The organism is Kitasatospora sp. DSM 101779 (assembly GCF_025655475.1).
Taxonomy (GTDB): Bacteria; Actinomycetota; Actinomycetes; order Streptomycetales; family Streptomycetaceae; genus Kitasatospora.
On record NZ_JAHTIK010000001.1, the window covers coordinates 192,740 to 203,376 of the forward strand.

Genomic DNA, 10,637 nt, shown 5'->3' on the forward strand with positions numbered 1-10,637 from the left:
GGCCGGCCACGGCCGGGGCGGCATCCGCCGACCGGCCCCAGCCGCCCCGGCCGTGGCCGCGTCAGCCGCCGAGCGGGACGGCCTGGGGGAAGCGGAACAGCCCGGTCGGGTCGTAGCTGCGTTTGACGCTCCGGAGGCGGGCCGCGTTCGCGCCGTAGTAGGCCTGCTCCCAGCCGTCCAGGCGGGGGTCGATGTAGTTCTGGTAGGCCTGCCCGCTCGCGTAGGGACGCATCGCCGTCCACACGCCGTCCAGCCAGCTCCAGGAGCGGTCCGCGTCGGTGCCCCCGGTCACCCCCGCCGGGAAGTTGGCGGTGTACTGCGCGGTGAAGAGCCCGTTGCGGTGGACGAAGGCGGTGTCGCCCGCACCCACCCGGTTGATCGCGCCGCCCAGGGCGTCGAACGCCACGCCGGCGCTGCCGCCCTGCGGGCCGGTGCGCGGGTAGCGCTCGACGGCGGCGACCAGGGCACGGGCGCCGGCGTCGTCCAGCGGCCGGGTGAAGATGTCGGACTTCGCTCCGTACGACTCGCGGGGCACCCGCCCGGCGGGGTTCTGGCCGGGGAGGGTGCCCGGCAGGTGGGAGGCGGCCTGCGAGTACCCGGTGACGCCGCCCATCGCCTGCATGGTCGCCAGGTAGGACGCCCCGTGCAGCGTCGGCGTCGCCGGGGCGACCGCCAACCGGTCGATCAGGTCGGCCAGTTCGCCCTTCGGCCCGAGGTAGGTGACGGTGCTGCCCAGCTGGGTCCGCCCGTCCGCCCACACCAGCAGGTGCAGGTCCGCCCAGAGCGCGTCCGGCGCCGCCGGCGCCCACGCCTGCCACGCGGCGATGACGGCCGCCGCCTTGGACCACGGCCAGCTCAGGAACGCGTACGAGCAGTCCGCGGCCGGATGCGTCCGGAAGGAGAGGGACGTGACGATCCCGAAGTTCCCGCCGCCCCCGCCGCGCAGCGCCCAGTAGAGATCCGGCTCCACCGAAGCGTCGACCGTCCGGATCCGGCCGTCGGCCGTCACCACCTCCGCCCCGGTGAGGCTGTCGCAGGTCAGCCCGTAGGCCCGGCCGGTGACACCGATCCCGCCACCGAGGGTGAGGCCCGCCACCCCGACCGTCGGGCAGCTCCCGGCGGGCACCGTGACCCCGGCCGCGGCCAGGTCGGTGTACACGTCGATGAGCCGCGCCCCGGCACCGACCCGCGCCCCGGCCGCATCCCCCGACACCCCGGCCAGCCGGCTGACGTCGATCACCAGCCCGCTCCCGGACGACCAGCCGGCGTAACTGTGCCCGCCGCTGCGCGCGGCCACCGGCAGCCCGTACCGGCGCGCGAAGGCCAGACAGGCGGCCACGTCCTCGGCGTGCCCCGGGTAGGCGACGCCCTGGGGCCGGAGCGCGTCGTACTGCGGCTGGAACAGCCGACCGGCCGCGGCGTACCGCGCGTCCCCGGGGCGGATCAACTGCCCGTCCAGGTCCTGGGCCAGCCCCGCCCAGTCGGCGGCCTTCGGCGAGCCGGGAGAGACGGACGGCGGCACGCTCGCGGAGGCCGACGGCGCCGCGGTGGTCGAGCCCGTCGCCCGTGGCGAGGCCTGCGGCCCCGCCCCACCACCCGCACACCCGGCGAGGCCCACCGCGCCCGCGGCCCCCAGCACACCGGCCCCCAGGACGGCCCTGCGGGAGACGGTCCGATCGTCCATGCCCTGGCTCGCTCTCTCTCGACCCGGACCGGCCGCCCCGCGCCACCCGCCGGCCCTGCCGGTACGGTGTGGGCGGTCGGTCCAGCGAAGGAGCGTACCCCGCAGCCGTCCGCCCGGAGACGCTGGCCGCGGCGGGGACACGCCCACACGCTGGGCCGGGTGTGCGGAGAGCGGCGAGAAGGTGGCCCGCCGGGGAGCAGCGGAGCGGACAGGCTCTCGGCGCTCGGCCGTGCCGCCCCGGACCCGCTCCCCGGCGACGTCTCCCACCTGCGGCACCTGCGCGCCGCAATGCGCTGCTTCGGCTGGCCGGCCGGACGGTCCCGGGGGAGGCGTCGTGGCCGCCGACGGGCCGGGGCAGGCCGGGGCGGGGCGCCCGTGGTCACTCGCCCTGGCCGGCGCTTCCCATCGGGCCGATCTTCACCGGGGATCCACTGCCGTCCGTGACGGGCAGCGAGCCGGCGCCCGGCCAGGGCAGGGTGACCGCATGGGTCTCGTCCGGCGGGGTGACCACCAGGCCGGTGATCCGGACGCCGGAGCCGCCCGAGGTGTTGGCCGGGTAACTGATGTGGAAGTACGTCGACTTGCCGTTCTTCACGACGCCCGTGACGACCGGCTCGCCGGAGCGCTTCGCGGACAGCGTGCCCGCGGAGGTCTTCAGGTCGACGCCCGCGTACCCGGACAGCGTGCAGTCCTTTCCGCTGTGGTTCTTCAGCTCGACCACGACGGTGTTGTCGGTGTCGCCGGTGATCGTGCGGTCCGCGGCGGTGACGGTCAGGTCCGCGGTCCGGCACCTGGCGGTCTTCGCCGCCCCGGTGGAACCGGACGGCACGGCAGCCGACGGCGTGCCGCCCTTCCCCGTACCGCCAGAAGCCGAACCGCCCGAAGCCGGGCCGCCGCTGGGGGTGGCGCCGGTGGACGCGGTCGGGGCGGCAGTCGGGGCGCCCTGAGCGGAGCCCGTCCCGTCGTCCTGGCAGGCGGTGAGCGAGAGGGCGGCGGTGACAGCCAGGGCGGCGATGGCGAGCGTGCGGACGCGCATGGTGTTTTCCTCCGGGTCGAACGGCGATGCCCGGTGCTCGGCACGAGCGGGCTTCGCGAGCGGACTTTCGAAGACCAGGACCACCCGCCCGGGCGAACCGTTCCGCCCGGGCCACGCCCAGGACAGTGCTGTGACATGTACGGCCGGAAACCACCCGCGCCGCCAGCCGCCGTACCACGCCGCGCCCCGCCGCCGACCTGCCGGACACCGGACCACACCACCACCGCGCACCACCAACGCCGTCACCGACACCGACGCCGACCGCCGGGACAGACCCGTGACCCGGACCACCTTGACCTCGGACCGCGCCACCACCACGACCCACGGCAGCACGAGTCACACGGCCCCAGTCCCCGCGCACGCCGACCAGGCAGGGTGACGGGTCGCCGGTCACCACGCAGACGCACTGGCAACCGGCGAACATCACCGCTCGGGTGACATGCTGCCGGACCGGCGGGTCGCGGTACCGCACACCCCGGCCACCGCACCCGGGACACCACCGACCCGTCGGAACCTGGAGTCGGCCGACACCGATGCGGTCGGCGTGTACCGCGGAGGCTCCGACCGTCGGTGAGGTGCCCGGCGCCACCCCGACGTGTCCTGCTCCGCCGTCCCCGGGGCGGGAGGAGCACCGCCCGGCAGCGGCCGCGACGCCGTTCCCGGGGAGCTCAGATGGTCCCGCGCAGCTTCGCCAGTGCCTCGTTGAGCAGGATCTCGCCGTCCTCCTGGCTACGGCGTTGCCGCACGTAGCCCATGTGCGTCTTGTAGGGCGCGCTGCCCTGGGCGACCGGCACGTCCTCGGGGTCGGGGCCTGCGGGCAGACCGCAGCTGCGGCAGTCCCACTCCTGCGGGACAACCGCCTCGGTCGCGAAGCTGATCTCGGTTCGGTGGCCGTTGCCGCACCAGAACGACACCGCCGTTCGAGGGGCGAGATCGCCGCGCTCGGACTCCCCCATCGGCCCCGAACCGATCCGCGCACCCCTGATGCCGCCACGTCCCTGTGCCACGATCGCTCTCCTCGGCCACGATGTCCACGCCTCGGATGTGCATGGGGACGCCCAGCGTACGGCCACCCCGGCAGGACCCGGACCACAGCCCCCCACGCAGGCGCCCGGCCGCCGCCGATCGCTTGAGATCGACACCCTGTAGCTTCCCGTCAGAACTGCGCTCCGCCCGGGGTGAAACGCGCCACCGTCAACCGGCACACAGGCCGATACGGGCTCGACGGAACAAGGCGAACCGCATGGCGCGCAGGCGAACGCGAGCGGCTGGATCGCCACGCGACCGCCGGTACCGGCACCACGAACACCTCGGCGACGTTCCGCACCGTGTTCGGCGCGGAGGCTTGCCCTCCGCGTTGTCAGCGGGCCCGGACCGGCCGATGACGACGCGCCATGGAACGCCACGGCGGGCTCACCTGAGATACGTCCGGGTGTGGGCCGGGGGCGTGGTGGGGCGCGCCCCGGCACCGATCGGACCGGCCGACACTGTTCGACCACCCGGTCCAGGGCACCACGGCTGCCCGGCCGGGCAGCAGTTCGTGAACCCCGTCCCGGACGGTAGTGCCGTGGGCTGGAGGCCCGTACGGTGCGATTCCGAGCGGAGCGTAACGCCTCGGCGCCGGCCACACGTGATCCGGGAGTCGTGGGCGAGTGCGGGTGGCTGGGCGGCGAACTGTGGTGGGCGGCGGGTGCTTCGGTCGGGAGCGGGCCGATATCGAAGTCGGGGACGGGCCGCCAGCCGGCCGGGTCGTGGCAGACGTCAGGGGCCCAGCGGTCGTCCCGTGTCGCCCGGACCGGTCGCAGGGCGGTGCCGGCCGAGAGCTGAGGTGTGAGCCAAGGCCCCCCGCGCGTGGCCGTGCTGCTGCCGTTCCTCCCCCCGTGTCGGCCTGCCCCAGGGAACGAGACCGGACGCCACGGCGGGCGCGGGTCCCTTGCCGGCCCCGTACTGGAGCCAGAGGTCCCTTCCGGTCTACGGTCCCACTCAGGCACCCGCCCGGCCCTGATCACCCAGCGCCACCGCGGCGGGCGCGGCGAAGGCCTCGGCGAGGATCAGCCGGATGTGACGTTCCTCGACCCCTGCTTCCCGGGCCGCCCGGATCCTGGCCGCGATGTCACCGGGCAGACGGCCGGTCGGTGCCGCCACCCAGGTGCCTTCGGCCCCGTCAACTTCCTCGGCGGGACTGCCGGTCACAGGCGTGTCCCCGCGGACGAGCACACCGGCTCGTGCCAAGTCGCCGCTGCCGCCCTGCCCCGCAGCCCACGTTCCCTGCGCCGGCAGCAGAACACGACGGGCGCGAGGCCGGACGACGCCGCCACCAGGGTCGGGCGGACGGGCACAGCGGTGCGGTTGGGCGGTCGGCGGCGTGGCCGGCGGCGGGCGGGAGAGCTCGTCATCCCCCGTGTGTCCCACGCCCCGCGGCCACCCAACCCCGCGCCCACCCGGACGGGGCAGCGCACCCGGTTCGGCCGGAGCAGCAGCCGGGTGCCGCGCCGGCTACCTGCTCCGGTCCGCCAGCACCTCGGACGACGCTTCCCACTGGTGCGGACCCGGCGGGAGGGACGACAGTGCGCCCGCCGCGTCCTGCTGCAGCGAGATTGTGCGCGTGGGCGCGGGGATCGAGATGCCCTCCGTCCGGTACCGCTGGTGCAGGCGCTTGATGAACTCGTGCTTGATCCGGTACTGGTCGCTGAACTCGCCGACGCCCAGGATCACCGTGAAGTTGATCCTGGAGTCGGCGAAGGTGTGGAAACGGACGGCGCCCTCGTGGTCGGGCACTCCACCGCTGATGTCGGCCATCACGCTGTCGACGACGTCGAGGGTGACCTTCTCCACGTGCTCCAGGTCGCTGTCGTAGCCGACCCCGACCTGGACCAGGATCGACAGTTTCTGCTCGGGCTGGGAGTAGTTCGTCATGTTCGTCCGCGCCAGGCGGCCGTTGGGGATGATCACCAGGTTGTTCGACAGGTTGCGCACCACGCTGTTGCGCCAGTTGATGTCGACGACGTACCCCTCCTCCCCGCTGGTGAGCCGGATGTAGTCACCCGGCTGGACCGTCTTCGAGGCGAGGATGTGCACACCCGCGAAGAGGTTGGCGAGGGTGTCCTGCAACGCCAGCGCGACCGCGAGACCGCCCACCCCGAGGGCGGTGACCAGCGGGGCGATGGACACCCCGAGGGTCTCCAGGGCCACGAGGACGCCCATCGACAGCACCACGATGCGGGTGATGTTGACGAAGATGGTCGCGGACGCCGCGACGCCCGTCCGGGACGCGGCCACCGACTGCACCAGGCCGGCCACCACCCGGGCTGCACTGAGCGTCGCGATGACGATGAGCACCGCCGTCAGCGACTGGTCGACCAGCCCCCCGATCCGCGCGGTGAGCGGCAGGGCCGAAGCGGCCACCGCGACCCCGGCGATCACGGCCGCCCAGGGGACGATGGTGCGCAGCGCGTCGACGATGATGTCGTCGCCGCTCCACTTGGTCCTGGTCGCGTGCTTGCCCAGCCACTTCATCAGAGCCCGCAGCACCAGGCCGGCCACGCAGCCGGAGGCCAGCGCGATGCCGGCCACCACCCAGTCGTGCAGGACCAGGTCCCGGGTCACCGTTCCGCCCCCGCAGCCTGGAGTGCGAGGGAACGGGCCGCCGCCGGCCGCCGTATGTGCTGTGTCGTCACCGTGTCGCCTGTCAGGTCGTGTTGTGCGCAGCCGCTTTGGAGCGGATGTACGCATTCCGAACGGAGTGCCATCCTGCCCCATGGCCCGACCACCACCACAGCCGGACCCCGACGTTCCCCCGCACAGCCGGACAGCAGAAGCACGGCGGGAGCACGGCGCGACCACTCCGTCCAAACGACGGCAGAGCTGCCCGTTTCGCGCGGTCGACCCCCCACCAGTCATCGGCGGGAGGCCCCCCTGCACCACCCAGACACGTCCCCCTCCCCCAGACAGAACGGGCCCCTCAACGCCGCACACCGAACCGATATGCCTCGCTGCGTTCGCCGAACGGGAAGTCCGCGTCCTACGCCCACACACGGAGCCCTTGGAAGTCGCGGCGGCCAGCTCCTGCGGGAGGAGAGCACCGAGATCGTCCACGTCGGCCTGGGTGCGTGGGTGAACAACCAGAAGGCGATGCGGGCGAAGCTCGCTGCAGGGCAGCTCGCACAGCTCGCCGAACAGAGGGCGGAACGGGCGCAGAACGGACTCCGGCGATGGCCGGGCTGGACGGCTGTGGACGCCCGCTCGGGACGCCCGCCTGTCGCTGGCGGGCTTCTGTCGGCCTGCGGGCCGCGCGGCGCGGACGGCACGGGCACGGGCACGGGCACGGGCACGGGCAACGCGCACCGGCGGCGGGTCGACGCGTCACCGCAGGAAGGAAGCGGGAAGGAAACAGGCGGGTAAGCGGCTCCTCGCGGCCCCCGCAGCGGCACTCAGCCCGGGGCTCTCCGACCGCCCCTGCCCGATCACCTGTCAAAGGCGAGCAGCATCGCCACCGTCCTGCCGTTGGTGTCCAGGCACGCGATCACGGTGGATCCGTCCAGGCTGATCAGAACTCCTGTAGGGGTGCCGGTTCGGGCTTCGTCCGGAACCAGCCAGTCCTCTGTGAATCACCCTCGGTCGGCTCAACCGGCCAGTCGCCGGTGTCCACCCGGACACGAAGGGCCTCATGGAAGTTCCTCGGTGGGCTCGTTGGCCGCTTCTTCCTCTGGTCTCGTGCGGGTTGTCGGGGTGCAGCCGGCGGTGGCGGCGCAGGCTGTCGGTGAGCAGGGCGTGGGTGCGCTGGTAGTTGCACTGTGCTGGGGTGCGTACCCACAACCACGCGCTGAGGGCGCTGGAGCGGCCTCGCATCTCGAGCTGGACGACATCGGACTTCCGGAGGTGAAAGCTCGCCGAGCAGCGGGTAGAGCGGGTCGACGTCCTCGTTGTCGTCCGGGTTGGCGAGGCGATGCGAGGCTGGTTGCCGTCAGAGTATTCGTTCGGACCTGCCACACGAGCCGGACGGGGAGTACTGTCTGAGGAAGTGTCAGATCGGATCGGAGTGTGTGATGACTGGCGTGGAGATCGCGGTTGGGTGTCTGTTCGCGTGGGCGGTACGCAAAGCTCGGCTAGTGGCGGGCCGTGCGGACGCGGAGGTGGATTGTGCCCTGAATACGGGAATGGACTACCTCCACAACCTGGTCAGCGGTGCACTCGGCCAGGACAGTGCGCTGCAGCGGCTGGCCGAGGAGGCCTCGGCAGGGCAGACCGAACCCAGCGCCCGCACACGCCAGCGCCTTGAGCTGGCTCTGGAGGATGCCCGCGAGCGCGATCCTGGCTTTGCTGAGGCTTTGGAGCGGGCCGTGGCTCGGGTACAGGCCGTGTCCGAACCGACCAGCGGTAGCCAGGTGCTGACCGGCAGCACCTTTTCCGGACCCACCGCCGTACAGGTCGGGGACCACAACCGGCAGGACAACACCTTCGGAGCCTGATCATGACGGGGCAGGAGCCCGCCGAGCTGGGCGGCTGGGGCCACCGATTGGAGGGCAGCACGTTCACCGGTCCCACCACAGTGATCACTGGGGACCACGGCATCCAGCACAACCACTTCCACGCCACTCCCTGGCGTGCGGTGCGGTGGCCGCACCGGGTCGGGACAATCCCCCGGGAGGCGGACTGCTTCCAGCACCGAAGTGCGGTCGGTGTCCTGGATGAGGCGGTGACCTCCGGCGGGACGGCCGTGCTGTGCCAGGTGCTCGCCGGCACCGGTGGGGTCGGTAAGACCCAGCTGGCCGCCCATTACGCTCGCCGCGCCTGGCGCACCAAGTCTGTGGACTTCCTGTTGTGGGTGACCGCTACCGGACGCGACGCCGTTCAGACCGCCTATGCCCGCGCCGCCGCGGATCTTGTCGGCGCCGACCCGGGCGACCCGGAATACTCCGCCGGGGCACTGATGGCCTGGTTGGAGAGCACAGACCGGCGGTGGCTGGTCGTTCTGGACGACCTGGCCGACCCCGCCGACCTACGCGGACTGTGGCCTCCGCACCACCCGGACGGCCGGGTGCTGGTCACCACTCGCCGCCGCGACGCGGCCCTGAGCGGCGAGGGACGCCGCCGGGTTGACGTCGACCTGTTCACCCCCAGCGAGGCCGCCGCCTATCTGGCAGCCAAGCTCGCCACCCACCATCGGCTCGAGCAACCCGACCAGATCGCCGCCCTCGCCTCCGACTTGGGTCACCTACCGCTGGCTCTGGCCCAGGCAGCCGCTTACCTTCTCGACCTCGACCTCGACTGCACCAGCTACCGGAAGCGCCTGGCAGACCACGCCCGGACCCTGCCGGACCTCGTCCCCGATGACAGCGGCCTGCCCGACGACCAGCGCACCACCGTGGCTGCCGCCTGGTCGCTGTCTGTGGAACGCGCCAACCGGCTCCGTCCGCCGGGCCTGGCCCGAACCATGCTGGAACTGGCCAGCCTCCTGGATCCCAACGGCATCCCGGTCGCCGTACTCACCAGTGAACCGGTCCTGGCCTACCTCGCTTCCCACCGCACCCCCAGCGCCCGCCCGGATCACACTTCAGCCCCAGTTGTGCCCCAGGTCAGTGCCGACGATGCCAGCGACGCGCTGCGGTGCCTACACCGGCTATCCCTGGCCGACCACACCCCCAACACACCACATCATGTAGTACGCATCCACAACCTCATTCAACGCGCCACCCGCGAACCCCTTTCGGAACGCCATCGCGCTGTGCTGGTCCGCGTCGCCGCCGACGCTCTGGCTGCCGCTTGGCCCGAGGTGGAACGCGACACCGACCTGGCTCAGATCCTGCGCGCCAACACCGACACTCTGTATGCACACGCCAAGGACGCCCTGTGGGCTCCCGACGCGCACGTCGTGCTCTTCCGTGTAGCCGCTAGCCTTGGCGAGGCCGGCCTGGTCGAAGCCGCCCTCGCCTACTGCCAGCACCTGCACACCACAGCCGACAACCGCCTCGGCCCTGACCACCCCGACACCCTGACCGCTCGGCACAACTTCGCGTTCTGGCGGGGCCAGGCGGGGGACCCGGCGGGTGCTGTGGCCGCCTTCAAAGAACTGCTGGCCGACCGGCTGCGGGTGCTAGGCCCTGACCACACCGAAACCCTGACCACCCGACACGAGCTCGCCCGATGGCAGGGCCGGGCGGGGGATGCGGCAGGCGCCGCGACCGCGCTCGAAGAGCTACTCCCCGACCGACTGCGGGTACTGGGCCCCGACCACCCCAACACCCTGAGCACCCGACACGAACTCGCCTTCTGGCGGGGTCGGGCAGGAGATCCGGTTGGCGCCGCGACCTACACCGCCGCACTGCTCCCCGACCGCCTGCGGGTACTGGGCCCCGACCACCCCAACACCCTGAGCACCCGACACGAACTCGCCTTCTGGCGCGGCCAGGCGGGGGATGCGGCAGGCGCCGCGACCGCGCTCGAAGAGCTACTCCCCGACCGGCTGCGAGTACTGGGCCACGACCACCCACATACCCTGATCACCCGACACGAGCTCGCCCGATGGCGAGGGGAAGCAGGAGACCCGGCCGACGCCGCAGCCGCGTTCGAGGAATTGTTGGTCGATCGCCTTCGGGTGCTCGGCCCCAACCACCCACACACGCTAGCCACCCGACACAACCTTGCCCGGTGGCGGGGGGAAGCTGGAGATGCGGCAGGTGCCGCCACCGCCCTCGAGGAATTGCGGACCGACCAGCTGCGGGTACTGGGCCCTGACCACCCACATACCCTGACTACCCGGCACAACCTCGCCCGATGGCGCGGCCAGGCGGGGGATGCGGCGGGCGCCGCGACCGCGCTCGAAGAGCTACTCCCCGACCGACTGCGGGTGCTGGGCCGCGACCACCCACACACGCTAGCCACCCGACACGAGCTCGCCCGATGGCGAGGCCACGCGGG

7 protein-coding genes are annotated in these 10,637 nt (G+C 72.6%); 2 read left to right on the plus strand and 5 right to left on the minus strand.

All coding sequences use genetic code 11. From position 1 onward, the window contains the following. Window positions 1-61: 61 nt before the first annotated feature. From KSNIM_RS00845 to KSNIM_RS00865, 5 genes are all read right to left on the minus strand, one after another. Window positions 62-1,684, minus strand: coding sequence for an FAD-binding oxidoreductase (locus KSNIM_RS00845; protein WP_263101249.1), 1,623 nt, complete (start codon window positions 1,682-1,684; stop codon window positions 62-64). A 379-nt stretch (window positions 1,685-2,063) separates the two neighbouring features. Then, window positions 2,064-2,720, minus strand: a complete 657-nt coding sequence (locus KSNIM_RS00850) for a DUF4232 domain-containing protein (protein WP_263101250.1) — start codon at window positions 2,718-2,720, stop codon at window positions 2,064-2,066. Window positions 2,721-3,388: 668 nt separating this feature from the next. Beyond that, window positions 3,389-3,727, minus strand: coding sequence for an RNA polymerase-binding protein RbpA (locus KSNIM_RS00855; protein ID WP_263101251.1), 339 nt, complete (start codon window positions 3,725-3,727; stop codon window positions 3,389-3,391). 976 nt (window positions 3,728-4,703) lie between these two features. Then, window positions 4,704-4,913 carry a hypothetical protein gene (locus KSNIM_RS00860; RefSeq protein WP_263101252.1) on the minus strand — a complete coding sequence of 70 codons (210 nt, stop codon included), beginning with the start codon at window positions 4,911-4,913 and terminating at the stop codon, window positions 4,704-4,706. Between the two features lie 303 nt (window positions 4,914-5,216). Continuing rightward, window positions 5,217-6,326 carry a mechanosensitive ion channel family protein gene (locus tag KSNIM_RS00865; RefSeq protein WP_263101253.1) on the minus strand — a complete coding sequence of 370 codons (1,110 nt, stop codon included), beginning with the start codon at window positions 6,324-6,326 and terminating at the stop codon, window positions 5,217-5,219. 1,550 nt (window positions 6,327-7,876) lie between these two features. On the opposite strand from KSNIM_RS00865, the gene KSNIM_RS00870 reads away from it, so the two are divergent. Together KSNIM_RS00870 and KSNIM_RS00875 are read left to right on the plus strand one after the other, a co-directional pair. Next, a complete protein-coding gene (locus tag KSNIM_RS00870; RefSeq protein WP_263101254.1) occupies window positions 7,877-8,188 on the plus strand; it encodes a hypothetical protein in 312 nt (103 codons plus the stop codon). Window positions 8,189-8,190: 2 nt separating this feature from the next. After that, window positions 8,191-10,637 (plus strand): tetratricopeptide repeat protein (locus KSNIM_RS00875; protein ID WP_263107787.1); only part of this gene is annotated, 2,447 nt, incomplete at its 3' end.